The following is a 26,419-nucleotide window of genomic DNA, read 5'->3' on the forward strand; positions in this document are numbered from 1 at the left end:
CTCGAGGAGACATTCGTTTAAAATAAAAGCCCACAAATTTGTGGGCTTTTATTATTTTCTAAAATGAATACGTAACTCCAATCATGGGTTCAATTGAAGTTGCTCCGGCTGAATCATATTTCAACTGACCAAGAATTCCGACTTTATCGTTGAGTTCAAAAATAACTCCACCACCAGCATTAAAACCGATATTACTCGCAGATACTCCACCAACTTTCACCGTTAAATAATTAAAACCTCCAATTCCGTAGTATTTTATTTTTTCGCCATACGTTAAATAATAACGCATGTCTAAATTGATGGAATAGGTTGTGATTCCTTTGGCAGAAAAGTAATACGAAAAACTTGGTGCAAATGCTGTATTTCCTGTAAATATATATTCAAATCCAGCGTTAATTCCCATATCAGAATTATTTGTCAGCTGATAAGAAGCACCAAAAAAGGCAGAAAAATCTCCTTTTTGTTGCGAATAAGAAAGCGTAGAAATACAAATTGCAAAAATAAAAAGTACTTTTTTAAGTTTCATAACTAGTTGTTTAAAAATTAATTAAACAATAGTACAAACTCTCTAATAGAAATAAAATACGACGAATTACTTATTTACCGGAGTTCCGTATAAATCGTAATCTCCAGCTTCATCAATTTTTACATCAATAAACTCTCCTATTTTTATATAATGTTTGGTTGCATCAACAATTACATCGTTATCTACATCTGGCGAATCAAATTCTGTACGTCCGTAAAAATATGCTCCATCTTTTCTATCGAATAAACAACGGAATGTTTTACCCACTTTCGCTTGGTTTAATTCCCAAGAAATCTGAGATTGAACTTCCATAATTTCGTTGACTCTTTTAAACTTTACCTCTTCAGGAACATCATCTTCTAACACATAAGCGCCTGTATTTTCTTCGTGAGAATATTCAAAAGCACCCAAACGTTCAAAACGCATTTCTTCTACCCAATCTTTTAATTCTTGAAACATTTCTTCAGTTTCTCCAGGATAACCAACAATCAACGTAGTTCTAATTGCCATTTCTGGAACCGTTTCTCTAAACTTATGAATCAACGCTGTCGTTTTTTCATGTGTCGTTCCACGTTTCATCGATTTTAACAATTCGGTGTTGATGTGTTGTAACGGAATGTCTAAATAATTACACACCTTTGGTTCGTTTTTCATTACTTCCAAAACATCCATCGGAAAACCAGTTGGAAATGCATAATGCATTCGAATCCATTCGATGCCTTCTACTTTTGTCAATGCAAGTAACAAATCTGCTAAAGCACGTTTTTTATAAATATCTAATCCGTAATAGGTTAAATCTTGCGCGATTAACATTACTTCTTTGATTCCTTTTTCGGCTAGTTTTGTCGCTTCTGTAATAATATCTTCAATCGGAGTAGAAACGTGTTTTCCACGCATTAACGGAATTGCACAAAAAGAACACGGACGATCGCAACCTTCTGCAATCTTTAAATATGCGTAATGTTTTGGTGTTGTAGTTAAACGCTCGCCAATCAATTCGTGTTTATAATCTGCTTCTAAAACCTTTAATAAATTTGGCAAATCATGCGTACCAAAATACTGATCTACATTTTTAATTTCTCTTTCTAAATCTGGCTTATAACGCTCACTTAAACAACCAGTTACAAAAACTTTATCAATTTCTCCAGCTTCTTTACGTTGCGCATGGTGCAAAATAGTATCAATAGATTCTTCTTTGGCTTTACCAATAAATCCACAGGTATTAATTACCACAATATTTCCTTCGTCATTTTCATCTTCATGAACCACATCTTTTCCGTTGGCTTTTAATTGCCCCATTAACACTTCACTATCATACACATTTTTAGAACAGCCCAACGTAACTACATTGATCTTGTTTTGCTTGATGGTTTTTGTACGCATATTTTTATTTTAAAATGCAAAGATACAATCTTAATCTACGTTTTTAAACATATTAGATTGTTAATAATGAGGGAAAAACTTTAGTTGATTTTGGGTTGATTTTTTGGTAACTTTGGATATTGCTGATATTACACATTGAAATGTTCGATTTAATATAAGTTAGGCACAAGCAGAAGAAAGTCCCCTGCAACGACAAAACTAAACCGTTAAAATAAAAAGAATGATAGCCAACCCACAAAGCAAGAGTCTTCCAGCCCGTCCCGCAACCATCCCTTCGCTTCCACACACTTACTTACTTTACCGACACTAACGATATTCGATTTAGATAATGAATGAAAAAGAATTAAATACATCAACTTTTAGTAACACATTTGAATCATTGAGTTTATTTAAACCGATTCATACGGTTAAAGAGTTTGATATAAAGAAAAACTTTGAGGAATTTATTGATATACCCTTCAATGATTTTCATTTATGTCTTAGTCGATTTTCAGTTAAAAGACCTTTAAAGTACGTTAATCACAATTTAATAACAGAATTATATGGATTTCTTGAAGCAAATTCGGTTAATTTTAAAAAGTCAATTATCGAATCTAAAGACGTAATTAATGATTCCGTTTTTAGTTTATTAAGAAAAGGGTCTTTCTGGGGAAAAGAATATGGGCTTGATATTTCAACTCCAAGAAAAATTGAAGAGTTTGAGACAATATGGCATCCAGAATATGTAAGACTTTTTGAATCTATCTATAAAAAATTATTACTGCCAATAATTAAAACCATTGATAAAAAGGAGAAATCAAACTTTGAAAAGACAAATGAAAAAAATCAATCAGAAAAATTAGAGGATTTAAACCTAAACGAGTTACTCAAAGGTAATAACAGAGTTATAAGAAATTCTATTTCACATGGAAAGGTGTCATACGATTATTCCCAAATAATCTACAACGATAGACACACAACAGAACAACATTTCCCTTCAGATTTATTGCGAACTTTTGATTCCTTAGCTGAGACTTGTAATTCGATTGTTGTAACATATATCTTATTATTAGCGAGATTCTATCAATCCGACAAAAAGATTGTGACAATGTTGCCCTTGAGTCTAAAGTTTTTATTCATGGATGGTTTATTATCATCAGACTATTTTGAACTTCTTTCTTTTCATGAGAGTATTGTGAATGGTAGCCCACAGCTCAATACAATTTGCAAAATTAATTCAACTAATAGGACAACGCATGTTTTTTATTCATTGAATCTTTCTTATAGTATATTTAAACATGTAGATACAAATTATGGCAGATTTGCAATCAGTCTAGAATGTGGGAAACCTATCCCTAGTTCAATCTTTATAGACGGGAAAAAGCTAAAAAAATCAATAAAAAACAATCTATCAATTGATGCATCTAAAGATGTTATTGAAACGAGCATGTTATGGCACGATTCTAATAATATTAGACGAAAAATTGCAAATTGGAGACATATATTAAAAATTCAATATAGAATATATAAAATTGAAAGGCAGAAGGAGCTTCGTCAAGCTGGATTTAGACAATTTAGTAAAAGGTTTGAAATTAAGGAAATTGAAAATAGAAGTACTGAAAAAGATGTGCGGATATATTCCCATGTCTGGATAAAAGATATTGACGATTTAGATATTGACAATTTCCATCGGCTGGTTAAGCATATTATAAAAAGCCTTAGAAGAAAGAGGTTTTCTCTTTCCAATTTCGGAGAATTGTCTAAAATAAAATATCATCCAAAGTACATATGGTTAGATATTTATTCTCAAGACAAATGCATAAGGTTTTATAAAAGACATTTAAATTCTGATTATCATGTTTTAAAAGCGGAATGGATAAAAAATATTCAAAGGAGAGAACCAATTCTGTTGAAGGAAACAGATGCAATTATTGGAAAAGTAAGATACAAGTACAACAAGGACTCTAAAATATTAAATTTAGTTAATAATGAAAAGAATAATAAAACTTAAATGATTCGATTTCAAGACAAAGAGCTATTTCACTTCATCCCTTCGCTCTCGGACGCTGAATTGAGAGACACTACAATCCTGATAAATAAACTGCAACTGCCTAACAATAAATATACTTAAGCTGGGGGCTTGCAGGTTAATTAAACTTTTATACTTTTATTGAAAATTGTAACGGTCAGATAGTTGGGAGCGGTTAAAGTCCCAGCCTCCGAATATTCTGTACGTTAGCGAAACACATAAAAACTCCTTCCTAAAATCTAGAATGCATTTTTCTTTACAATTGCACTATTTAGTAATTCATCCAATTTCAGTAACTTAGCTATCTAAGCGTATTATTTTCAAAACCAAACTCATGAAAAAAATAAAATTACTATTCTTCACAGTTCTGTGTTTATGTATAGCACAATCTACATTTAGTCAAGCATATACTTCAAGCCAAATAGATTCTATTGTAAAAAAAGCCATGTCAATTGGACCCAATGCAGGAGTTGCAGTTGCCGTTTTTAAAGACAATAAAATAGTGCATTTAAAAGGCTACGGAGTTACTTCTGCAAATACCAAAGAAAAGGTAAATGAAAATACATTGTTTGCCATTGCATCCAATTCTAAAGCATTTACAACCGCTGCTTTGGCAATGTTGGTAGATCAAGGAAAATTAAATTGGTTAGATAAAGTAGTCGATTATATACCAGAATTTAAAATGTACGATTCTTATGTAACAGAAAACTTTAACATTCAAGACCTACTAACTCACAGAAGCGGTCTTGGTTTGGGCGCAGGAGATTTAATGTTTTTTCCTGATGGATCAGATTTTAAAATTAAAGATGTACTCAATAGTTTTCAATATCAAAAACCAACCTCAGCTTTTAGAACAAAATACGATTATGACAATTTATTATATGTTGTTGCTGGAGAAGTTGTTGCTAGAATAAGCGGAATGAGTTGGGCGCAGTTTGTAGAAACCAACATTATGAAACCTTTAGGAATGCAACGTTCGGTTGGTGTGTATCAACGTTTAAAAGACAAAAGCAATGTGGCTTTTCCGCATTCTATAGAAAATGGAAAGCTCAAACAACTTGGACATTATATTAAGAATGATGAATCTTTAGGAGCTGCTGGCGGAATTTACGCAAGTGTAAACGATTTGAGTAAATGGTTGATGATGAACTTAAATAATGGAAAATATGGCAACGCTTTTAACAAGACCATGATTTCTAAAAAAAACCATGATGAACTTTGGAAACCTCATACAAATATTGGATTTAATGTAACTCCAAATGCTCCATACAAAACACACTTTAATGCGTATGGTTTAGGTTGGCGAATTAGCGATAAAGGAGGTTTTGTTACAGTTGAACACACTGGAGGTTTACCAGGAATGTTGTCTAGAACAATTTTAATTCCTGAGTTAAATGTAGGAATCGTTACACTTACAAATACGGCTCCTGGAGGAAATAGTTATTGGACCATTCCGAATTTAATTATGGATGGATATTTAGGTGTTCAAAAAACAGATTGGATTTCATTTATGGAAACCAGATTGAAACAAAATGCTTCTCAAAGCGATGCTGTAACAAAAGCAGTTTGGAAAACCGTCTCTAAAGCAAAATCAAATCATATTAAAAATTCCGATTATATTGGAACTTACAAAGACAATTGGTTTGGGAAAATAAAGATTTACGAGAAAAATAATAAGTTATGGTTTGCATCTGTTCGTTCTCCAAAATTAACTGGCGAAATGTTTTTCTACAAAGCAAATACCTTTGCCATCAAATGGAATTATCAAGACATGCCTGCTGATGCATTAGCAATGTTTACCTTGGATGAAGAAGGAAAAGCTGTGCGTATAAAAATGAGAGGAATTTCTCCAAACATCGATTTTAGTTTTGATTTTCAAGACTTAGATTTAAAACGGGTCCATAAGTAGTTAGGAATTAGTAGTTAGTAACCTATTATAAAAAAACTCCTTTCTAGATTTAGAAAGGAGTTTTTTATTTTGATAATATTTTATAGATCTTAACTAAACTCGACTAGACATAAAATTTATTTATAATTTTCAGGCGTTTTTCTCGCTTTAGTCAATTGTTCAAAAGCATATCCAGCTTTTAATAAAGTTCTTTCTGTAAATGGTTTTCCAACAAAGGTTAAACTAATGGGTTCTCCGTTTTTCTTGTATCCCATCGGCACTGTTAACGTTGGATATTTTGCAACAGCCGCAACACCAGAATGACGATTATTGATGGACAAAACAGCATCTAATTCTTTATCAAATAAGTCAATAAAAAATTTCTTTCCAACAGCACTTAAGCCATCTTTTATTAGTTCTAATTCTTCTAAGGTGGTTTTGTCTTTTACAATTCCGTCAAATAATTGTTGTCCGTACGGAGCGCGTAAAACTGAATCTTTTAAATTAAAAAGGGTAACATCTTTTACTGAATTTACACTTACATCTTTATCTGCATTATTTGCTAAATAGCTTGGTAAATCATGTTTCATATCAATATTTAACAAGGTTGTAAAACCCTTAAATTGTGCTCTTTCTGGATTGATTTCTATCATTTCTGCACCAGCATTTTTCATTTTCTGAACAGTTGCATTGTAAATAGAATCGGTTAACAAACTTTTTAAAACACCAAAGCGTTTGCCTTTTAAACTAGATGCTAAAATTGCATTTTGGAATTCGTTTTCTTTTAAGTTTTTATCAATGGAAGCAGCATCTTTTGTATCATGCCCAAACATTGCTTCTAAGAAAATCGCATTATCAATAATACTTTTTGTCATTGGTCCAGGCGTATCTAACGTACTAGAAATTGGTACAATTCCCGTTCTACTTAACACACCAATTGTTGGCTTTAATCCAACTACAGAATTTAAACTTGAAGGAGAAGTAATAGAACCAGAAGTTTCTGTTCCAACTGCTGCCACTGCAAAATTTGCAGCAACGGTTACACCACTTCCAGCAGAACTTCCGCCCGTTTCAAATTTCCCTCTTCCGTACGGATTTAATGTTTGTCCGCCAACTGCAGAATATCCTAACGGGCAACCAGAACAGAAAAAATACGCCCATTCACTTAGGTTTACTTTTCCTAAAATCAATGCGCCATTTGCTCTTAATTTTTCTACAATAAAAGCATCTTCTGTATTTTTATTTTCAACCAACGCAATTGCTCCTGCTGTTGTTGGCATGTCATTGGTATTGATATTGTCTTTTAATAAAATCGGCATTCCGTAAATAGAATATTCAGAATTGGCGCCTTTTTCTTTGTCTTTTTGACGCGCTTCTTTTAATACATTCGGATTTAATGCAATGATTGAGTTTAACGATTTTGTGCTATCGCTTTCAAACTTTCTGATTCGGTATAAATAAAATAGCGTTAGTTTTTCGTAAGATAAATCTCCATTATTAATATGTGCTTGCAACGTTGGAATATCACGTTCCAAAATTAGTGGCTTTAAGGTATTGTATTCTTTTTCTGAAAACTGCGTAAGTTCTTTTTGAAAAGGTGCAAAAACGTCATTCATATCTAAATATTTAGATTGAATCAGTTTGAATTGCATTCTTCTACTTCTATGATTTTGTTGTGCTGCTAATTCAGCAGATTCATCATATTTTTTAAAATTGACTGCTGGAGATTCTTCTTTACAAGAAATAATCAGCAAAGTAATTGCGAAAAGGAAAAGTATTTTTTTCATTGGTTGGTCATTTGAGAATCAAATATAATTCTTTTTAAAAAGAAAACTCCATGCTAGATTTTAGAAAGGAGTTTTTATGAATAAATTCACTATTAATCAATGATCAATATATTAAGTAGAATGTCTCCTCGAGCGGAGTCGAGAGGTGAATAATTATTTAAAATTACAAGGTCTCGACTCCGCTCGACCAGACAATAGTACGCTATTTAAAGAAACTATCTACAAACTCGTGTTTGTTAAACACTTGTAAATCGTCGATTCCTTCTCCTACTCCGATGTATTTAACAGGAATTTGAAACTGATCTGAAATTCCGATTACAACGCCACCTTTTGCTGTTCCGTCTAATTTGGTAACTGCTAAACTTGTAACTTCAGTTGCTTTTGTAAATTGTTTTGCTTGTTCAAAAGCATTTTGTCCAGTTGATCCATCCAACACTAATAATACATCGTGCGGAGCATCAGCTACTACTTTTTGCATTACGGTTTTTATCTTTACCAACTCGTTCATTAAATTGACTTTGTTGTGTAATCTTCCTGCAGTATCAATAATCACCACATCAGCATTTTGAGCTTTTGCAGATTGCAATGTATCAAATGCCACAGAAGCTGGATCTGAACCCATTTCTTGACGCACAATTGGCACATCTACTCTATCAGCCCAAACTTGTAATTGATCGATTGCAGCTGCTCTAAATGTATCTCCTGCTCCTAAAACAACTTTTAAACCTTTCTTTTTAAACTGAGAAGCCAACTTACCAATTGTAGTTGTTTTTCCAACTCCGTTTACACCAACAACCATAATTACATATGGTTTTTTATCCGCAGGAATTGAAAAATCTGTTTGATCTTCAACATTAGTTTCAGACAATAAACCAGCTATTTCTTCTCTTAAAATCTGATTTAACTCTTCTGTTCCTAAGTATTTATCTTTTGCAACACGTGCTTCAATTCTGTCAATAATTTTTAGCGTTGTATCTACACCAACATCAGATGTTACCAATACTTCTTCTAAATTATCTAATACATCATCATCTACAGTTGATTTTCCTGCAACTGCTTTTGATAATTTAGTAAAGAAACTCGATTTAGTTTTTTCCAATCCTTTATCTAAGGTTTCTTTTTTTTCTTTTGAAAATATATTTTTTAAAAAACTCATTATTATTTTTTAGAATACCCAAAAATACGGTTTTATTAAACAACAAAAAAGCTACTCTCAATAGAAAGTAGCTTTGTATATTTTTAGTATAAAGTAATTACTTTTTTGCTAAAAAGCTATCCACTTTAGATGGATCCATGATTGCTTCAACAAATGTATAAGCTCCTGTTTTTGGAGATTTAATCATTTTGATAGCTTTTGATAATCTTTTTGATCCTGTTTGTAATGATGCTACTGATTTCTTTGCCATGTTTCCTAATTATTTAATTTCTTTATGAACAGTCATTTTCTTTAAGATTGGATTAAATTTCTTTATCTCTAATCTATCTGGAGTGTTCTTTTTATTCTTAGTTGTAATATATCTAGAAGTACCTCTTTCTCCTGAAGCTTTATGCTCTGTACATTCTAAAATCACCTGAACTCTGTTTCCTTTTTTTGCCATCTCGGTTTACTTTTTTAAGGTTGGTTTATTTAGTTAAAAAACCATTAGCTCTAGCATCTTTTAAGACAGCAGAGATTCCTTTTTTATTAATATTTTTTAAAGCAGAAGCAGAAATTTTTAATGTAATCCATTTATCTTCTTCTGGAATATAAAAACGCTTTACCATTAGGTTAGCATCAAATTTTCTTTTGGTTCTGTTCAATGCGTGAGAAACATTGTTTCCAACCATTGCTTTTTTTCCTGTAAGTTCACAAACTCTAGACATCTTCTGACAGTATTTTAGTGTTATTTCTAAACGAGGTGCAAATTTAAGGTTTTTTTACACATACAACAAAACAATTTCAACTATTTTTTATAATTTCTTTTTGTAAAATTTCTAATGCTTTGCTTACCGTTCTATTTATTACTTTTTCTCTTGGTTGTCCAAAATTAAATCCTTCTACACAAACCCTTGTTTTTGTAGCTAATGCAATAAAAACTACACCAACTGTTTTATCTGTTTTATCGGTAGTTGGACCCGCATTTCCTGTTACTGCAATTGCATAATCTGTGTTTAATTTTTTTCTTGCTGCAATTACCATTTCTTCTGCTACCTCTTTACTTACAACTGTAAATTTTTTGATTGTTTTTTCTGTAACACCTAACAAACTTTTTTTAGCCTCTGCTGAATACGTTACAAAACTTCCTTTAAAATAAGCTGACGCTCCAGGAACAGAAACCAACGTTGCAGCAATACTTCCTCCTGTCAAACTTTCTGCTGTTGCAATTGTTTTTTGCTGCTGAGATAACAATTCGCCAACTCTTTTTTCGATAGAATCTCCTTCTTCAACTCCAACAATAATATCTAAAATTAAATGCTGAATTTCAGAAACTTTTTGTTGCAATTCTTTTTCTAAAATATCTTTATCATTTCCATTTCCAGACAAACGCAATCTTACCCTACCAAAAGATGGTAAATAGGCCAACTTAATATGTTTTGGTAGTGCGTTTTCAAAATCTTCAATTCGTTGTGCAACAATACTTTCTCCTTGCCCGTAAGTCATAATTGTTTTATGACTGATAAAAGGAAGTTTAAATTCTTTTTGAATTCTCGGCAATACTTCCATCGTCATTAATCCTTTCATCTCATAGGGAACACCAGGCAGGGAAATAAAAACGGTATCATTTTCATTAAACCACATTCCGGGAGCTGTACCATAATGATTTTTTAAATAAATAGCTTTTGATGGTAATTGCGCTTGGTATTTTTGAATCTCTGTAAACGGATGATCAACTTTTTTAAACAACGCTTTTATATGTTCAATAACTTCTGGATACTCTATAAACTGAGTATCGTTAAAATATGCTGCAATTGTTTTCTTTGTAATATCGTCTTTTGTTGGACCTAAACCACCAGTTATAATTACAATATCAACTCTTTCTTGCGCTTCTTTTAAAGCGTTTAAAATATGTTGCTCGTCATCCTGAATCGAAGTGATTTGATACACCGAAACTCCGATTTTATTCAATTCTACTCCAATCCATTGCGAATTAGTATCTACAATTTGACCGATTAAAATTTCGTCTCCTATTGTGATGATTTCTGCTTTCATATTTTTTAGTTGCAAAGGCGGCTCAAAGTTTTACTTTCTGTAATTTATTTTTTCTGTTTGACTTAAAATGTTCTCGAACTGATAAACTGCTACTGTCCACTGATAACTGATAACTGATAACTGATAACTGAATACTACTTTACTCTAATTTGAAAAGCTTGTTTTCCTTCAAGAGTTCCCGTTAACACATCGTTTTCTAAAACTTTTCCAACTCCAGCCGGTGTTCCTGTAAAAATAATATCTCCTTTTTTTAAAGTAAAAAACTGAGAAACATAAGCAATTAATTCATCAGTTTTCCACAACATTGCATTTGTATTTCCATCTTGAACAATTTCTCCGTTTTTATCTAATTGGAATTCTAAATTTTCTAAATCGAATTGTTCTTTCGGATAAAACTCACCAACAACTGCGCTTCCATCAAAAGCTTTTGCTTTTTCCCAAGGAAAACCATTTTCTTTACAATGTTGTTGAACATCTCTTGCGGTAAAATCAATTCCCAAACCGATTTCATCGTAATATTTATGTGCAAATTTTGATTCTATATGTTTACCTACTTTATTGATTTTTACTAAAACTTCTACCTCATAATGTACATCATCAGAAAAAGGCGGAATAAAAAATGGATTTTTTCTTGGTAAAATAGCAGAATCTGGTTTCAGAAAAATAATTGGATTTTCTGGTTTTTCGTTTGCTAATTCTTCAATATGCTTTGCGTAATTGCGCCCAATACAAATTATTTTCATCTTACTTTTATTGAAAGATTGAATGATTTAAAGATTAAATTTAGGTCTCGACTCCGCTCAACCTGACAACTGTTAATTGTTCACTGACAACTGATAACTGATAACTGAAACCTACGGAATCCAAACTTTAGGAAAATTAGGTTTTCTTTTCTCTAGAAAAGCGTCTCTTCCTTCTTTTGCTTCATCTGTCATATATGCTAAACGAGTTGCTTCTCCTGCGAAAACTTGTTGCCCAACCATTCCATCATCCGTTAAATTCATAGCGAACTTTAACATTTTAATAGATGTTGGCGATTTTTCTAAAATCTCTTGCGCCCATTGATAAGCAGTATCTTCTAATTCATCATGCGGAACAACAGCATTTACCATTCCCATTTCATAAGCTTCTTGAGCAGAATAATTTCTTCCTAAAAAGAAAATTTCTCTCGCTCTTTTCTGTCCAACCATTTTTGCTAAATAGGCAGAACCGTAACCACCATCAAAAGATGTTACATCAGCATCCGTTTGTTTAAAAATTGCGTGTTCTTTTGATGCTAAAGTCAAGTCACAAACAACATGCAAACTATGTCCGCCGCCAACTGCCCAACCTGGAACAACACAAATAACTGCTTTTGGCATAAAACGTATCAAACGTTGAACTTCTAAAATATTTAAACGATGATATCCATCTTCACCAACATAACCTTGATGTCCACGTGCTTTTTGATCACCTCCAGAACAGAAAGAATACACTCCGTCTTTTGTACTTGGTCCTTCGGCTGACAAAAGAACTACTCCGATTGAAGTATCTTCTCCTGCGTCGTAAAAAGCATCGTATAATTCTGAAGTTGTTTTTGGACGAAAAGCATTTCTTACATTTGGTCTGTTAAATGCAATTCTTGCAACTCCGTTTGATTTTTTATAAGTTATATCTTCGTATTCTTTGACAGTTTTCCATTCTGCTTTTATCATAATTGCTGTTTTTTATCGTTATGATTTAAAATCTAAAAGAACTTTAAATTTCTATTTACAAAAATAGGATATTAAGAACTATTATTAACAATTTTATAGAAGGTTTGTAATTAGCTCTAATTATCTGAAAAAAATAGTATTTTTATCCTCAATATTTTTACAACTTATGAAAAAAAATCTTTCTTTTTTGCTGCTTTTTATTGTTAGTATTTCTGCTTTTAGTCAAAGAGTAATTACTAAAAAATACGAATCTGAAGAGTTACAAGATGTTAGATCACTTCAAATCAGCTTACCTAAAGGATACGAAAGAGATACAATTACTAATTACCCACTAACAATTGTATTAGATTCTGAATATTTATTTGATTTATATGTTGGGAATTCTAAGTTGTTTTCTTATACAGACAAAGCACCCAAGCAAATTGTAGTAGGAATAGAAATGGCAGACACACGTTTAAAAGATGCGTCTTTTGACGAAACTAGAAATAGCGAGTTAACTGCAGATAGCAGAAGTTTTATCAAATTTATAAGAAATGAAGTATTGCCATATATCGAAGGAAATTATAAAACTTCTCCGTTTTTAACAATTGTTGGTAACGGAATTTCAGCAAATTTAATTACCCACTTTTTAAAAGATGAAACACCCCTTTTTAACGCTTACATTTGTTTGAACCCAACTTTTAGTCCAGACATTAGTATTCAAATGGAATCTTACGATTTAAACAAATTAAGTTCTATTGATAACACCTATTACTTTTATTTTAATGACGGAAATTTTATTAGCGGAGAAAAGCAACAACGAATTGGTTTGTTAAAAGCATATTTAAGTTCTTTATCTATAAAAAACTTTAATGTAAAATACGATTTTATAACTGAATCTCCAAGTAACGTTTCTGCAATTGGAGAAGGAATTCCGCGGGCTTTTGATAAGATTTTTGAAATTTATTCTGGAATTAACAAAGAGGAATTTGAAACAAAAATAAAAAATCTTTCTCCGTTAGATGCCATTACCTATTTAGAAAATAAATACATAGAAATTGATTATTTATTTGGTTCAAATTTAGGAATTAGAGAAATTGATATTATTGCAATTGAAAACATTATTATTGAGAAAGAAAATGGAGATCATTTAAAAACTTACGGAGAAATGATTTTAAACTTATATCCTTTTTCTCCTTTAGGACATTATTATCTTGGCAGATATTACGAAGCTGGTCAAAATTATTCTAAAGCTTTGCGAGAATATAGATTAGGTTACGGAAAAATGGATCCAGCTGACCCGAATGCAGATAAATTTTATCAAAATGTACAACGAATGCTTAGAAAAGGATAAAATTAGTTGACCAATTCTATACCATCTTCTTTAATCAATATTGTTTTTTCTTTATACAAAGTGCCAACAGCTCTTTTAAACGCTTTTTTACTCATTAATAATTTACGCTTAATTTCTTCAGGAGAACTCTTATCTGTTAACGGTAAAAATCCATCATGATCATAAATTGCTTCAATCACTTTTTCTGTATCTAAAGAAATTACATTTCTAAAACCTTGTGGCTGTAACGAAACATCAATTTTACCATCTTCTCTAATATTTTTGATGTAACCAGCAATTCGTTGGTTTTCTCTTAATTCCTGAAAAATTTCATTTCTATATAACAAACCTTCAAATTCTTCATCAATTAAAACGGTAAAACCTAAATTGGTTTCTGCTCCAATAATTAATGCTACTTTATCTCCTACTTCTATATCCATAATTTGTTATTTTAAATGATTAAAATATTCTTTTAATACTGTTTCGTTGATTATTTTATCTGTAAAGATTTCTAACACTTTTGGCGCATTTGACTCTTGATAAAATTCTTGTAATGCTGATGATACTTTTGTTGTTTCTAAAGCCGATATATATTCTAATTGATGCATTTTACACAAATGTTCTGCTGTTAACTGATGTGGAGTTTCAAAATACTCCAATGCATTTGTTGATTTTGGTCCAGGAATAAATCTAAAAATTCCGCCACCATTATTATTGATAAGAATAATTCTAAAATTCTTCGGAATGTAATTATTCCACAACGCATTGCTATCGTAAAAAAAACTCAAATCTCCAGTGATAAAAACCGTTTGATTTTCACTCGCAAAAGCCGCCCCAATTGCGGTGCTTGTACTTCCGTCAATTCCGCTTGTTCCTCGATTACAAAATATTTTAATCGAATCTTTAACATCAAATAATTGTGCGTATCTCACTACTGAACTATTCCCCAATTGCAATTGAGAATTTTCTGGAACACTTTCTAAAACCTGTTCAAAAACTTTTAAATCTGAATGCAATATTTTACTTAAATACTGTTGATGTTTTTCTGCTCGTTTTTCTTTTTCACGCAACCATTTTTGTTGATAATTACTTTCAATTTTATTGCTTTTTGAAATTAATTTTGATAAAAATGTAAATGGTTTCTCTTGAACATATTCTGACAAACAATGAAACGTGTTCATTGCTTTTTGTTCGTCAATATGCCAATGATGTGTTGGTTGGTGTTTTCTTAAAAATTGTTTTATTTTTTTAGATACAATCATTCCGCCAAAAGTTAATAAAACATCTGGTTTCAATTCAGAAAATTCTTCTTCTGATAACGGAAAAATTAATTTATCAATTGAATTAATGGTGTTTTCTGAGGCAATGTTTGAGGTGGTTTCTGTTAAAATAATTACAGAATTATCATTTTTAAATTGCTGAATTACACCTTGAAGTTCTTCATCTGGAAAAAGTGTACCAACTAAAATCATTTTTTTGGTTGATGCATTCCAAATTTCAGAAAACTCATTTATATCAAGAGATTGCTTCGTTTCTCTCGCAATGACAATCGGAAAAGTAAATTCATCAAGTTCTTCAACCGTTTCATACAAAGGTTCATCAAACGGAACATTGATATGAATGGGTCCTTTTTTAGTAATTGCAATTTGTAAGGCTTCTGAAATTATTAAAGAGTTCTCGACTCCGCTCAAACCGACATTTTTATTTGTTATATCATCTACTAAATTTGCAGAAAATAAAATATGGTTTTGAAACACATTTTCTTGTCTAATGGTTTGTCCGTCACCAATATCAATCATGTGCTTTGGTCTGTCCGCAGAAATTACAACTAACGGAATATTGCTGTAAAAAGCTTCTGCAATTGCCGGATAATAATTCAATAAAGCAGAACCAGAAGTACACACAATTGCAACAGTTTTTTGAGTTTGTTGTGCTATTCCCAATGCAAAAAAAGCAGCACAACGTTCATCAACAACGCTCATTGTTTTAATCTCTGGATGATTAGAAAAACCAACTGTTAACGGAGCATTTCTAGAACCTGGAGAAATTACAACGGTATCAATATGAAATTGATGACAAGCTGAAATTACAAGTTGTGCTAAAGGTTTCTTTGGGTACATATTATAGTTGCAAAGGTTCAAAGTTGCAAAGGCACAAAGCGTTTACAAAGACTACTTTGCAACTATTCTGAACTTTGCGACTTTGTAACTTATTTCTTTAATTTCCTTTTTTATAATCTTCTAAAAACTTTGCCAAACCAATATCCGTTAAAGGATGTTTTAACAATCCTTCAATGGCACTTAAAGGTCCAGTCATTACGTCTGATCCTAATTTTGCACAATCTATAATATGCATAGTATGACGCACAGAAGCTGCTAAAATTTGAGTTTCAAATCCGTAGTTGTCATAAATCTGACGAATTTCTGCGATTAAGTTTAATCCGTCAGTAGAAATATCATCCAAACGACCAATAAATGGCGAAACATAGGTTGCACCAGCTTTAGCAGCCAACAATGCTTGTCCGGCAGAAAACACTAACGTTACATTTGTTTTAATTCCTTTTGATGAAAAATATTTACACGCTTTTATGCCGTCTTTTATCATTGGTAATTTTACCACAATTTGCGGATTTAAAGCTGCCAATGCTTCTCCTTCTTTTACCATTCCTGCAAAATCTGTTGCAATGACTTCTGCAGAAACATCTCCTTCAACCAAATTACAAATTGCTTTGTAGTGGTTGATGATATTTGCTGCTCCTGTAATGCCTTCTTTTGCCATTAAAGACGGATTTGTAGTAACGCCATCTAAAATTCCTAAAGCCTGCGCTTCTTCTATTTGCGATAAATTTGCTGTGTCTATAAAAAATTTCATGTTCTTAAATTTAGTTCTGTAAAATTATAATTTATAATGATTCATTAGTAGTTTTTCGTACATTTTATCTGGTAAAATTCGTTTTAAAACAATCGAAAATTTTTCCATAATTCCGCCTACTTTATAATGAATCTTCGGATTTTTATTTTCAATAATGCTATAAACTGCTTTTGCCATTTCTATCGGATCCATTCCGCCATCAACATGTGCATCCATCAAATCTAAATTTTCTTGATAGGTTTTTTTATACGCAGAATTTTCAAAAACTGGCGTATGATATCTTCCTGCTGCAATGTTTGTGGCAAAATCTCCTGGAGCAACATTTACCAACTGAATTCCGAATTGCTTCACTTCCATTCGTGCTGCTTCAGTAATCAATTCTAATGCGCCTTTTGTTGCAGAATACACGCCACGAAAAGGCAATCCCATATAACCAGCAATTGAAGTTACATTAATTATTTTTCCGCTTTTTTGCTTTCGCATTTGTGGCAATACTGCTTTCATTACATCAATAGCACCAAAAAAATTAGTATCAAAAACCTTTTTCATTTCTGCTGTTGGTGTATCTTCTATTGAACCTGTAATTCCCATTCCAGCATTATTGATTAGCACATCAATTCTTCCTTCGTTTTTAATAATTTCAGAAACTGCATTTTGTATAGATGTGTTATCAAGAACATCTAGAGCTACCATTTTATAAAGTAAATTGCTATCATTTTTTATTGTTCTACTGGTTCCGTAAACTATCATTCCTTTTTCAGAAAGGTAGTTTGCTATGGATTTTCCAATTCCTGAGGAAGCACCAGTAATAAGAACAACTTTTGGCATAGTTTATTAAAAAATTGAAGTATTCAAAAATTAAAAAAATCCATTTAATCTTTTAATTTTTAATCTTTTAATTCGTTTACAAATATCTTAAAAGAAAATGGAGAAATCTAAATTTAGCGCATAAAAAATGGCAAGCTATCTACATCACACTGCTACAACCTAATACCTTTGCTGCGTTCCCGCCCTGGAGGATTCAAAGGGAGCTAGTTGTGTAGGACTTGCCGCTGCAAATTTACAATGATTTTTAAAGTTGCGCAATGTTTTTTTATCAATTTTGTAACAAAAAGCACACTTTGGTTACTAATCAAATAGTTAATGATAAATAATTCAAAATTGATATATTTATCTTTAACAAAAACGAAAATCATATATTTGTATAACTAACTAAATATCAAAACACAATGGAAAATCAAGCATCTAGTAAAAGTATTATTTTAAATTATGGATTATACCTTGGTATAGCTTCTGTACTAATTAACTTAGTTAATTATGCAATTGGAGATTATTTAAAACCTCATTGGTCAATTGGTGTTTTAAGCGGTATTATTATGATTGTTATCATCGTATTTGCTTATAAAAAATTTAAAGAAATTAATGGCGGTTTTATGTCTTGGGGTCAATCACTAAAAATTGGTGTTGGCTTAACGGTAATTAGTGCTATAATTGTAATTGTTTATCAACAATTATTTCAAAACTTTATTGAGCCAGAATATATGCAACAAATGTTAATGGTGCAAGAACAAACATGGACAGACCAAGGGATGACTAGCGAACAAATTGATGCAGCTAAAACAATGATGCAAAAGTTTCAAGGTCCTTTAATTTCATCTGCAATTGGAATTGTTGTTGCTGCATTTTTTGGATTTGTTGTTTCTGCAATAACAGGAGCAATCATGAAAAAATCTGAAGAAGAGCAATACTAGTTTTTAAGAAAAATTTAAACGATATAAAGGTAAAATATCTTCGGATGTTTTACCTTTACGTTTTTACACAACCTTATAATTTATTAACGAATGGATATATCGGTAGTTATACCTTTATTAAACGAAGAAGAATCTTTAGAAGAATTATATAGTTGGATTGCTAAAGTGATGCAATCCAATTCTTATGTTTTCGAAGTTATTTTTATTGATGATGGCAGCACAGATACTTCTTGGGATGTAATTGAAACTCTTTCTAAAAAACATACTGAAGTTAAAGGAATTCGTTTTCAAAAAAACTATGGTAAAAGTCAAGCATTAGATGCAGGTTTTGAGCTCGCAGAAGGAACTGTTGTAATTACTATGGATGCTGATTTACAAGACAATCCTGATGAAATTCCTGAATTATACAATTTAATCACAAAAGAAAATTTTGATCTAATTTCTGGCTGGAAAAAGAAACGTTACGACAATGTAGTAACTAAAAACATTCCGTCTAAACTTTTTAATTTAGCCGCTAGAAAAACTTCAGGGTTAAAACTACACGATTTTAACTGCGGATTAAAAGCATATAAAAACGAAGTTGTAAAAAGCGTTAAAGTTAGCGGAGAAATGCATCGTTACATTCCAGTTTTAGCAAAAAACGAAGGTTTTACTAAGATTGGAGAAAAAGTTGTGCAACATCAAGCAAGGAAATACGGCGTTACTAAATTTGGTATGAGTAGATTTGTAAACGGATTTCTAGATTTAATTACCATCTCTTTTTTATCAAAATTTGGGAAACGACCAATGCATTTTTTTGGGCTTTGGGGAAGTATGGTTTTTGCCGTTGGTTTTTTAGCCGCTGGATATATTGGCGTTATGAAATTGTATAAACTATCCGCAGGATTAAAAACAATTTTAATAACAGATAATCCCTGGTTGTATATTTCTTTAACCGCTATGATTATAGGAACACAACTATTTTTAGCAGGTTTCCTTGGAGAGCTTTTAATTAAAACAAAAAGCCACGAAAAGCATTACTCAATTAAAGAAACCTTAAATATCTAAATCCGTATCTTTGCGGACAGAAAATTTTTACATGAAAGAGATTTTAGAACAAGCAAAAGGTTGGCTTTCTGACACGTTTGACTCAGAAACAAGAACAGAAATTCAACAATTAATCGATACAAATTCTGATGATTTAGCAGATCGATTTTATAAAAACATGGAATTCGGAACTGGCGGAATGCGTGGAATAATGGGCGCAGGAACTAACCGAATTAACAAATATACGTTGGGAAAAGCAACGCAAGGATTAAGTAATTATTTACAGCAATGTTTCCCAAATAAAGATTTAAAAGTAGCCATTGCATTTGATTGCAGACACAACAGTATAGAATTTTCTAAATTGGTGGCAGATGTACTTTCTGCAAATAACATTCAGGTATTTTTATTTGAAGATTTACGTCCAACGCCAGAATTATCTTTTGCTGTAAATCACTTAAATTGTGATGCAGGAATTGTGTTAACTGCTTCTCATAATCCGCCAGAATATAACGGTTACAAAGTATATTGGAATGATGGCGGACAAATTGTTCCTCCGCACGATAAAAAAATTATTGATGAAGTAAATTCATTAGAATTTTCTGAAATCAACTTTAAAGCAAACGAAAATTTAATTACAAAAATTGGTGCAGAAGTTGATGAAGCTTTTTGGAAAGCTTCTGTTAAAAACGGAACATTTAATGTTGAAAACAGAGCAGAATTAAAAATTGTTTTTACGTCTTTACACGGAACATCGATTACATTAATTCCTGAAGCATTAAAACGTGCTGGTTATACAAATGTTCATATTGTAAAAGAACAAGCAGAACCAAACGGAGATTTCCCAACGGTAAAATCACCAAATCCAGAAGAACCAGAAGCGTTAAAAATGGCCATCGATTTAGCCAACAAAATTGATGCAGATATTGTAATTGGAACCGATCCAGATTCTGACAGATTAGGAATTGCAGTTAGAGATTTAGACGGAAATATGAAGTTGTTAAACGGAAATCAAACGATGAGTATGATGACCGATTTCCTTATCAATCAATGGGAATTAAAAGATAGATTAAATGGTAATCAATTTGTTGGCTCAACAATTGTATCTACAAATTTAGTTAACGAAATTGCAGATTCTTACGGAGTTGAAACCAAAGTAGGTTTAACTGGTTTTAAATGGATTGCCAAAATGATTAAAGATTTTCCTAATCAAGAGTTTATTGGTGGCGGAGAAGAAAGTTTTGGTTATATGGTTGGTGATTTTGTGAGAGATAAAGATGCAGTTACATCAACATTATTAGCTTGCGAGATTGCTGCAAACGCAAAATCTAACGGAGGTAGTTTTTATAAAGACTTATTAGAATTATACATCAAAAACCATTTTTACAAAGAACATTTAATTTCTATTGTTAAAAAAGGAATGGATGGCGCAAATCAAATCAAACAAATGATGATTGATTTACGTAAAAATCCACTAACACAAATTGATGGTTCTAATGTTGAATTTTTATGTGATTATCAATCATCCATCAAAAAAAATCTAATTACAGGTGAAGAAATTGTGATGGATGTTCCAAAATCTAACGTAATTATTTATCATACAGAAGACGGAACAAAAGTTGCGGCAAGACCAAGCGGAACAGAACCAAAAATAAAGTTCTACTTTAGCGTAAAATCTAAATTAGATACAATTGAAAATGCTGTTGAAACAGAATCAAAATTAGATGCTAAAATTCAACGTATTATAAAAGAGTTACATCTATAATGAAATACTTTAAACAAATATTACAATTTGCTAGGCCTTACAGAAAATTTGTGTTTTTAAACGTATTGTTTAACATTTTGTATGCTATTTTTAATGTACTTTCTGTATTGGCTTTTATTCCTGTTTTAAACATTCTTTTTAAGCAAGAAAACAAAATTACTTCGCAACCTATTTATAACGGAATTAGCTCTGCAGGTTCTTATATAAAAGAAAGTTTTTATTATTATATTTCTCAAAAGATAGAAAACGAAGGTGTTATTCAAGTACTATTATTTATTTGTTTGGTAACTTTTGCGTTGTTTTTTCTTAAAAATTTATTTCGCTATTTAGCATCTTATGTGTTGGTTTTTTTACGAAACGGAACGGTTAAAGATATCAGAGATAGTTTGTATCAGAAAATTGTTGAACTACCAATCGCATATTTTTCAAAAAAGAAAAAGGGAGACATTATTGCAAGAATGACTTCGGATGTTCAAGAAATTGAAATCTCATTTCTTACTTCTTTAGAAGCTATTGTAAGAGAACCATTAACGGTTGTTATATCGCTTATAATGATGATTGTGATTAGCTTAAAACTAACATTGTTTATCTTTATTCTTTTACCTGTTTCTGGATTTATTATTTCTGCAATTAGTAAAAAATTAAAGGCAAATTCTTTAAAAGCTCAAAAAGAAACTGGTAATTTTTTATCATTTATTGAAGAAACATTAACTGGTTTAAGAGTAATTAAAGGTTTCAATGCAGAAAACATTATTGGAAGAAAATTTAAAGAATCTACACAAAAATTTAAAGAATTAATGACTAGTGTTTTACATAGACAAACTCTAGCTTCACCAATGAGTGAGTTTTTAGGTTCTGCAACCATAATTGCTATTTTATGGTACGGAGGAAAATTAGTGTTAGAAAATAATAGTCCTTTAAAACCTGAAGAGTTTTTAACGTATATTATGTTGTTTTACACCGTTTTAAATCCTGTTAAAGCAATTACAACTGCGTATTATAATATTCAAAAAGGAAATGCTTCTGCAGAAAGAATTGTTGAAGTTTTAAGTGCAGAAAATGAAATTGTTGAAGAAGAAAATGCGCTGTCAAAAAGTACTTTTGATAGTGAAATTGTTTTTGATAATATCTCTTTTAAATATGACGATGAGTATGTGCTTAAAAACTTTTCATTGACAATTCCGAAAGGAAAAACAGTTGCTTTAGTTGGACAATCTGGAAGTGGAAAATCTACTTTAGCAAATTTAATTACACGTTTTTATGATGTAAATGAAGGTGCTATCTTTATTGATGGAATTAACATTAAAGACCTGAAAAAGAAATCATTAAGAAATTTAATGGGAATTGTAACGCAAGATTCTATTTTATTTAATGATACTGTTGCAAATAATTTAACTCTTGGTTTAGAAAACGCAACAGAAGATCAAATTAAGGAAGCTGCAGAAATTGCCAATGCGCATGAGTTTATTAAAGACTTGCCAAGCACTTACGACACCAATATTGGCGATAGTGGAAACATGCTTTCTGGCGGACAAAAACAACGTTTAAGTATTGCAAGAGCTGTGCTTAAAAATCCACCAATTATGGTTTTGGACGAAGCAACTTCTGCATTAGATACAGAATCAGAACAATTAGTTCAGGTTGCTTTAGAAAAAATGATGCAAAACAGAACTTCGCTAGTAATTGCACATCGCTTATCAACAATTCAAAAAGCTGATACAATTGTAGTTTTGAGAAAAGGAAAAATAATTGAGCAAGGAAAACACGAAGATTTAATGCAAGTAGAAGGAGATTATTTTAAGTTAGTAACCATGCAGAATTTGGATTAAAAATGACTATTAAAAAAATAAACAAATCGTCTTTGTTTATAAAAGAAATAAGCAACCTTTGCTTTTTTTGGTTTGTTGGAGTTGTCTTCTTTACTTTATTTAGAGTAACATTTATTGTTTTTTTTAATGGAGACATTAATAAAGATTTATCTTTTTCTGAATATTTAAATGCTTTTTTTATGGGATTTCGGTTTGATATAACTGTAATTTCTTACTTTTTACTCCTTCCTTTTTTAGCTAGTTTTATTTTAATCCCAACAGGAAATTATAAAATAGTACTTTTTATCAGAAAATTATTTCAATATCTTTTTTCTATTTTATCTGTACTAATTTGTGTGATTACTATTAATTATTATCAAGAGTATCAAGATCAGTTTAATCACTTTCTTTTTATGGGGTTGTATGATGATAAAAAAGCAGTTTTACAAACTATTGCTGCAGATTATCATCCAATAAGTAATATACTTATCATCCTCATTTTAATTTTTATTTTATTAAAAACATTTCATTTTTTTGAGCATAAAAAAAGAATCTTTTTATTTATAAACTCTTTAAAATTGAAGCGTAAAATTAGTATTATTGGCAGTGTTGCTTTTATTTTATTTATAGGAAGCATTAGAGGTTCTTATACAGAAAATCCTGTAAGACGTTTTTACTCTGCTGTTACCTCAGATGATTTTATAAACAAAACAATTATCAATCCGTTTAGAGCATTAAATTATGCTGTTAATGATTATAATGAAATAAATAAATCGTATGATAAAAATCCTTTTGGAGAAACGCCTACAACTGTTAAAGATAATTTTACTTTAATACAAAAAGCAATAAAGAAAGAAACGGATTCAACGTTTATTTCAACTTCAACAAAGCCTAAACAAATATTCTTAGTGGTAATGGAAAGTTATGATTCTTGGCCTTTACAAGAAAAATATAAAGATTTAAACATTAGCAATAATCTTAGAGAAATTAGAGGTAAAGGATTGAGTTTTACTAATTTTTTACCCGCTGCAAATACTACGATGAACTCTTTAGCAGCAATTATAACCGGAGTTCCTTATTGTGGTGTTAATATAAATAATATTGGTGCTCTTAGAAGTTTTCCTAGTTCTATCTTTACCCAATTTAAAGAACTTGGGTACGAAACAAACTTCTTTTTTACAGTATATTCTTCTTGGCAAAATTTAGGGAATTTTTCAAAAAAACAAGGCGTAGATAATGTATATGATGGCACAAGTAGTAACGCTCCAAAAGGTATTTGGGGAATTAATGATGAAAATCTTTTTAAAAATGTTTTAAACAAGGTTGATACAACAAAAAACTCTTTGAATATAATTTTAACTATGAGTTATCATACACCATATGAAGAAGATGTATATGCTAAAGGCTATCAGTACAAAACACTAAATGATTTACCTGAAAAGTACAGGAAAATATACGATAAAGACAAAATGCCTTTTAATGTTTTAGGGCATCTTTGGTATTCTGATAAAATTTTAGGAGAATTTGTAAAAAAAGCCGAAACTAAATACTCTAACTCGCTATTTGCATTTACTGGAGATCACTTCTCAAGAAATTATATTAATGGTGCACCTACGCTTTATGAGACTTCTTCTGTACCATTTATCCTTTACGGCAAAGGAATTCCGGCAAACAGTATTAGAACGAATCCTGGAAGTCATATTGATATAGCTCCTACTCTTATTGATGTAATCACAAATAAAAAGCAAGCATATTATAGTTTTGGAAACTCACTTTTAAGTAAAAATTATACTCAAAAAATTGGTATCGGTTACAACAAAACAATAACAAAATCTCAATTATTTGAATACAATAAAAACTATGGAGCAAAAAAGCAAATTTTAAATAATACGGAACACCTGCTAGAAAAAAATATTAGAAAAAAACACGATAGCTTACTGTCTTTAGCATGGTATTACACAATAAAAGGCGACAGTATTAAATAAATACTCTTATTTTTTTAACCCTAATTCTTTGCCTTTTTTTAGCATAAATTGATACGACGCTTCATATTCATTCGGAATTACGCCTTCTAAAATAGCTTCTTTTATCGCTTCTTTTAATTGACCTATTTCTCGGCAAGGTTCTAAATTAAAGGTTTTCATAATTAATTCCCCAGAAATTGGTGGTTGAAAATTTCGCACATGATCTCTTTCTTCAACTTCCTTTATTTTTGTTCTAACCAATTCAAAATTCTTGTGGTATTTTTTAAATTTTGTTGAATTTTTAGTGGTGATATCAGCTTCACACAAAGTCATTAACGATTCAATATCATTCCCTGCATCAAAAATCAAACGCCTAACTGCAGAATCTGTAACTTCACTAGCCAATACAATTGGGCGCGAACTTAATAATACCATTTTCTGAACAAATTTCATTTTGTTATTCAACGGCATTTTTAATCGTTTAAAGAGTTTAAAAACCATTTTTGAACCCACAAATTCGTGCGCATGAAATGTCCAACCTATTTTTTTATGAAACTTTTTTGTGGGTGCTTTTCCTATATCGTGTAACAAAGCAGCCCAACGCAGCCAAACATCGTCGGTGTTTTCAGAAATATTATCAACCACTTCTAGAGTGTGATAAAAGTTGTCTTTATGTTTTTGTCCTTCTACTTCTTCTACACCTTTTAAGGCAATCAATTCTGGTAAAATCAACGGTAATAATTTCGTTGCTTCTAATAATAAAAATCCAACTGAAGGTTTTGTAGAAAGCATAATTTTGTTCAGTTCATCTACAATACGCTCTTTGGTGATAATTTTTAATCGCTCTGCATTTTTAGAAATTGCAGCTAAAGATTTTGGTTCAATTGTAAAATGTAATTGACTTGCAAATCTTATAGCACGCATCATTCTTAAAGGGTCATCTGAATACGTAATAATTGGTTCTAATGGTGTTCTAATAATTTTAGATTGTAAATCTTTTACGCCATTAAACGGATCTAATAATAAACCAAAATCTTTTTTATTTAAACTTAGTGCCAATGCATTGATTGTAAAATCTCTTCTATTTTGATCGTCTTGTAACGTTCCTTCTTCTACTTCTGGATTTCTACTTTCTTCAGAATAGGATTCTTTTCTAGCACCAACAAACTCAATTTCTATGTCTTTATAACGCAACATTGCTGTTCCGTAAGTTTTAAAAACTTGTACTTTTGGTTTTGTTGGTAATAATTCTGCAACTTTTTCTGCTAACTCAATTCCGCTTCCAACAGCAACAACATCAACATCTTTTGCATTTCCTCTTTCTAATAAATAATCACGTACAAAACCACCAATTACATAACTTTTTACTCCCAATAATTCTGAAGCTTTAGAAATATAATTAAAGATTGATGCAGAAATTGCGTCTTTATAAAATTGCTGTTGCATGTA

The 26,419-nt window shown here is 31.1% G+C and carries 23 protein-coding genes and 1 other RNA gene; 8 read left to right on the forward strand and 16 right to left on the reverse strand.

Annotated elements, in window-relative coordinates; translation table 11 throughout:
* Nucleotides 1-58: 58 nt before the first annotated feature.
* Together ABDX67_RS08815 and rimO are read right to left on the reverse strand one after the other, a co-directional pair.
* The gene (locus tag ABDX67_RS08815; RefSeq protein WP_347174646.1) at nt 59-526 is read right to left on the reverse strand and encodes a hypothetical protein; all 468 of its coding nucleotides are present in this window, start codon (nt 524-526) and stop codon (nt 59-61) included.
* 66 nt (nt 527-592) lie between these two features.
* Nucleotides 593-1,909 carry a 30S ribosomal protein S12 methylthiotransferase RimO gene (rimO, locus tag ABDX67_RS08820; protein WP_347174647.1) on the reverse strand — a complete coding sequence of 439 codons (1,317 nt, stop codon included), beginning with the start codon at nt 1,907-1,909 and terminating at the stop codon, nt 593-595.
* A 328-nt stretch (nt 1,910-2,237) separates the two neighbouring features.
* Between rimO and ABDX67_RS08825 the strand changes: the two genes are divergently transcribed.
* Both ABDX67_RS08825 and ABDX67_RS08830 read left to right on the forward strand, forming a co-directional pair.
* Nucleotides 2,238-3,899: a hypothetical protein gene (locus tag ABDX67_RS08825; RefSeq protein WP_347174648.1), complete on the forward strand. Its 1,662-nt coding sequence runs from the start codon at nt 2,238-2,240 to the stop codon at nt 3,897-3,899.
* A 352-nt stretch (nt 3,900-4,251) separates the two neighbouring features.
* Nucleotides 4,252-5,826, forward strand: a complete 1,575-nt coding sequence (locus ABDX67_RS08830) for a serine hydrolase (RefSeq protein WP_347174649.1) — start codon at nt 4,252-4,254, stop codon at nt 5,824-5,826.
* A gap of 116 nt (nt 5,827-5,942) precedes the next feature.
* On the opposite strand, the gene ABDX67_RS08835 is transcribed toward ABDX67_RS08830, so the two are convergent.
* The 8 genes from ABDX67_RS08835 to ABDX67_RS08870 all read right to left on the reverse strand — a co-directional run bounded on the left by ABDX67_RS08835 (nt 5,943) and on the right by ABDX67_RS08870 (nt 12,476).
* Nucleotides 5,943-7,592, reverse strand: a complete 1,650-nt coding sequence (locus tag ABDX67_RS08835) for an amidase family protein (RefSeq protein WP_347174650.1) — start codon at nt 7,590-7,592, stop codon at nt 5,943-5,945.
* Between the two features lie 202 nt (nt 7,593-7,794).
* Nucleotides 7,795-8,748: a signal recognition particle-docking protein FtsY gene (gene ftsY / locus ABDX67_RS08840; protein WP_347174651.1), complete on the reverse strand. Its 954-nt coding sequence runs from the start codon at nt 8,746-8,748 to the stop codon at nt 7,795-7,797.
* 97 nt (nt 8,749-8,845) lie between these two features.
* Nucleotides 8,846-8,998, reverse strand: coding sequence for a DUF4295 domain-containing protein (locus ABDX67_RS08845; RefSeq protein WP_347174652.1), 153 nt, complete (start codon nt 8,996-8,998; stop codon nt 8,846-8,848).
* A gap of 9 nt (nt 8,999-9,007) precedes the next feature.
* Nucleotides 9,008-9,190: a 50S ribosomal protein L33 gene (rpmG, locus tag ABDX67_RS08850; protein WP_188599328.1), complete on the reverse strand. Its 183-nt coding sequence runs from the start codon at nt 9,188-9,190 to the stop codon at nt 9,008-9,010.
* Nucleotides 9,191-9,215: 25 nt separating this feature from the next.
* Nucleotides 9,216-9,455 (reverse strand): 50S ribosomal protein L28, encoded by a 240-nt coding sequence (rpmB, locus tag ABDX67_RS08855; RefSeq protein WP_347174653.1) that lies wholly within the window; start codon nt 9,453-9,455, stop codon nt 9,216-9,218.
* Nucleotides 9,456-9,531: 76 nt separating this feature from the next.
* Entirely contained in the window at nt 9,532-10,782 is a 1,251-nt protein-coding gene (locus ABDX67_RS08860; protein ID WP_347174654.1) for a competence/damage-inducible protein A, read from the reverse strand.
* Nucleotides 10,783-10,916: 134 nt separating this feature from the next.
* The gene (locus ABDX67_RS08865) at nt 10,917-11,525 is read right to left on the reverse strand and encodes a fumarylacetoacetate hydrolase family protein (protein ID WP_347174655.1); all 609 of its coding nucleotides are present in this window, start codon (nt 11,523-11,525) and stop codon (nt 10,917-10,919) included.
* A 111-nt stretch (nt 11,526-11,636) separates the two neighbouring features.
* Nucleotides 11,637-12,476 (reverse strand): 1,4-dihydroxy-2-naphthoyl-CoA synthase, encoded by an 840-nt coding sequence (locus tag ABDX67_RS08870; RefSeq protein ID WP_347174656.1) that lies wholly within the window; start codon nt 12,474-12,476, stop codon nt 11,637-11,639.
* 166 nt (nt 12,477-12,642) lie between these two features.
* Here ABDX67_RS08870 and ABDX67_RS08875 point away from each other — a divergent pair, with 166 nt between their 5' ends.
* The gene (locus ABDX67_RS08875) at nt 12,643-13,809 is read left to right on the forward strand and encodes an alpha/beta hydrolase-fold protein (protein WP_347174657.1); all 1,167 of its coding nucleotides are present in this window, start codon (nt 12,643-12,645) and stop codon (nt 13,807-13,809) included.
* A gap of 2 nt (nt 13,810-13,811) precedes the next feature.
* Here the strand turns inward: ABDX67_RS08875 and ABDX67_RS08880 are convergent, their stop codons facing one another.
* From ABDX67_RS08880 to ffs, 5 genes are all read right to left on the reverse strand, one after another.
* Complete coding sequence (locus ABDX67_RS08880) at nt 13,812-14,228, reverse strand: S1 RNA-binding domain-containing protein (RefSeq protein WP_347174658.1); 417 nt, start codon at nt 14,226-14,228, stop codon at nt 13,812-13,814.
* A 6-nt stretch (nt 14,229-14,234) separates the two neighbouring features.
* Nucleotides 14,235-15,908: a 2-succinyl-5-enolpyruvyl-6-hydroxy-3-cyclohexene-1-carboxylic-acid synthase gene (gene menD / locus ABDX67_RS08885; protein WP_347174659.1), complete on the reverse strand. Its 1,674-nt coding sequence runs from the start codon at nt 15,906-15,908 to the stop codon at nt 14,235-14,237.
* Nucleotides 15,909-16,005: 97 nt separating this feature from the next.
* A complete protein-coding gene (gene fsa / locus ABDX67_RS08890; protein WP_347174660.1) occupies nt 16,006-16,659 on the reverse strand; it encodes a fructose-6-phosphate aldolase in 654 nt (217 codons plus the stop codon).
* Between the two features lie 24 nt (nt 16,660-16,683).
* On the reverse strand, nt 16,684-17,487 hold the full coding sequence (locus tag ABDX67_RS08895) for an SDR family oxidoreductase (protein WP_347174661.1): 804 nt from the start codon (nt 17,485-17,487) through the stop codon (nt 16,684-16,686).
* A gap of 125 nt (nt 17,488-17,612) precedes the next feature.
* Nucleotides 17,613-17,711, reverse strand: an RNA gene (gene ffs / locus ABDX67_RS08900) — signal recognition particle sRNA small type.
* A 177-nt stretch (nt 17,712-17,888) separates the two neighbouring features.
* Here ffs and ABDX67_RS08905 point away from each other — a divergent pair.
* The 5 genes from ABDX67_RS08905 (at nt 17,889) to ABDX67_RS08925 (ending at nt 24,991) form a co-directional block, all read left to right on the forward strand.
* Nucleotides 17,889-18,410 carry a DUF4199 domain-containing protein gene (locus ABDX67_RS08905; protein WP_347174662.1) on the forward strand — a complete coding sequence of 174 codons (522 nt, stop codon included), beginning with the start codon at nt 17,889-17,891 and terminating at the stop codon, nt 18,408-18,410.
* A 90-nt stretch (nt 18,411-18,500) separates the two neighbouring features.
* Entirely contained in the window at nt 18,501-19,457 is a 957-nt protein-coding gene (locus ABDX67_RS08910; protein WP_347174663.1) for a glycosyltransferase family 2 protein, read from the forward strand.
* 31 nt (nt 19,458-19,488) lie between these two features.
* Nucleotides 19,489-21,198 carry a phospho-sugar mutase gene (locus ABDX67_RS08915; RefSeq protein WP_347174664.1) on the forward strand — a complete coding sequence of 570 codons (1,710 nt, stop codon included), beginning with the start codon at nt 19,489-19,491 and terminating at the stop codon, nt 21,196-21,198.
* Nucleotides 21,198-23,027 (forward strand): ABC transporter ATP-binding protein, encoded by a 1,830-nt coding sequence (locus ABDX67_RS08920; protein WP_347174665.1) that lies wholly within the window; start codon nt 21,198-21,200, stop codon nt 23,025-23,027. Before ABDX67_RS08915 ends, ABDX67_RS08920 begins: the two co-directional genes overlap by 1 nt.
* 2 nt (nt 23,028-23,029) lie before the next feature.
* Entirely contained in the window at nt 23,030-24,991 is a 1,962-nt protein-coding gene (locus ABDX67_RS08925) for an LTA synthase family protein (protein ID WP_347174666.1), read from the forward strand.
* A gap of 6 nt (nt 24,992-24,997) precedes the next feature.
* Here ABDX67_RS08925 and ABDX67_RS08930 read toward each other — a convergent pair whose 3' ends face one another.
* The gene (locus ABDX67_RS08930; RefSeq protein ID WP_347174667.1) at nt 24,998-26,416 is read right to left on the reverse strand and encodes a CCA tRNA nucleotidyltransferase; all 1,419 of its coding nucleotides are present in this window, start codon (nt 26,414-26,416) and stop codon (nt 24,998-25,000) included.
* Between the last annotated feature and the right edge of the window lie 3 nt (nt 26,417-26,419).

This window comes from Polaribacter uvawellassae (genome assembly GCF_039748955.1).
GTDB lineage: Bacteria > Bacteroidota > Bacteroidia > Flavobacteriales > Flavobacteriaceae > Polaribacter > Polaribacter uvawellassae.